Source organism: Methylosinus sp. (genome assembly GCF_036560965.1).
GTDB lineage: Bacteria > Pseudomonadota > Alphaproteobacteria > Rhizobiales > Beijerinckiaceae > Methylosinus.
The window spans coordinates 1-1,549 of record NZ_DATBQF010000061.1 but is presented as its reverse complement, the minus strand read 5'-3'; the positions used below and the strand labels follow the sequence as shown (position 1 = coordinate 1,549).

The window sequence follows — 1,549 nt, the reverse complement described above, 5'->3', positions numbered from 1 at the left end:
GCCTATACGACGCGCTTTGGCGGCGAGACGCGCGGCGACGCGCTTTACGAGACGATCAGCGAGGGCCGCCGCCATCCCGGCGCCGAACATTGGCTGCCGTTGTTTTACGACAAGCTCGACACGCTGTTCGATTATTTCGGCAACGCGCCGCTGCTGCTCGACCCGCAAGTCGACGACGCCGCGAGCGAGCGGCTGGCGCAGATCGCGGATTATTACGAGGCGCGCAAGAGCGCCTATGACGTCGATCTCGCCCGCTCCAACTACAAGCCGCTGGAGCCGCGCGAACTTTATCTGACGGCGGAGGAATGGCGGACGCGGCTGGGCGCGCGAGCGCAAGCGCGCTTCTCGCCCTTCGCGCCGGCGGAAGGCGATAGCCCGTCGCCCGCGACGGGCGTCTCTTCGGACGCGCAAAGGAGCGCGAGCCTTGATTTTTCCGCGCGGCCCGGACGCGACTTCGCGCCCGAGCGCAATCAGCCCGAGATCAACGTGTTTCAGGCCGCCGCCGACCACATCAAGGCGCTGGCGGCGCAAGGCAAGAGCGTCGTCGTCGCGGCATGGTCGGAGGGCTCGCGCGAGCGGCTTGGGCATGTTCTCGCCGAGCACGGCCTGCCCGCGCCGCCGCTCGTCACCGGCCTGCCCGGCGCGCTGGCGCTGGGAAAAAGCGCTGTTTCGCTCGCCGTGCTCGGCATAGAGCACGGCTTCGAGACGGAGAGTCTCGCTGTTATCGGCGAGCAGGATATTTTGGGCGACCGGCTGGTGCGCCGGCGCAAGAAACACAAGCGCGCTGAAAATCTTTTGGGCGAGATCGCCGCGCTGTCGGCGGGCGATCTCGTGGTACATGTCGATCACGGCATCGGGCGCTTCATCGGGCTCGAATCGATCACCGCCGCCGGCGCGCCGCACGACTGTCTGGAGATTCATTACGCCGGCGGCGACAAGCTCTATCTGCCGGTCGAGAACATCGAGCTTTTGACGCGCTATGGCTCCGAGGACACGGAGGTCGCGCTCGATCGCTTGGGCGGCGCCGGCTGGCAGGGCCGCAAGGCGCGCATGAAGAACCGCATTCGCGAAATGGCCAAGGGCCTGATCGCGATCGCGGCGCAGCGCATGTTGAAGCAGGCGCCCAAGCTTGCCGCGCCCGAGGGGCTCTACGACGAATTTTGCGCGCGCTTTCCCTATGACGAGACCGAGGATCAGGCGGGCGCGATCGACGCGGTGCTCGACGATCTCGCGTCCGGCCGCCCGATGGATCGTCTGGTTTGCGGCGATGTCGGCTTCGGCAAGACCGAGGTCGCGCTGCGCGCCGCTTTTTGCACGGCCATCAACGGCAAGCAGGTCGCCGTCGTTGCGCCGACGACGCTGCTGGCGCGCCAGCACTACAAGAATTTCACGCAACGATTCGAGGGCTTGCCCATCCGAATCGGGCGCTTGTCGCGCATGGTCGGCGCCGCCGAGGCGCGCGACACCAAGAGAGAACTCGGCGAGGGCAGCGTCGATATTCTGATCGGCACGCACGCCATTCTCGGCAAGGGCGTCGTCTTCAAGGATC

1 protein-coding gene is annotated in these 1,549 nt (G+C 66.6%); it reads left to right on the top strand.

Annotation, left to right across the window (positions count from 1 at the left end; translation table 11 throughout):
• Positions 1-1,549, top strand: a 1,549-nt coding sequence (locus VIF40_RS16120; protein ID WP_331938533.1) for a CarD family transcriptional regulator, incomplete at both ends; no start/stop codon positions are given.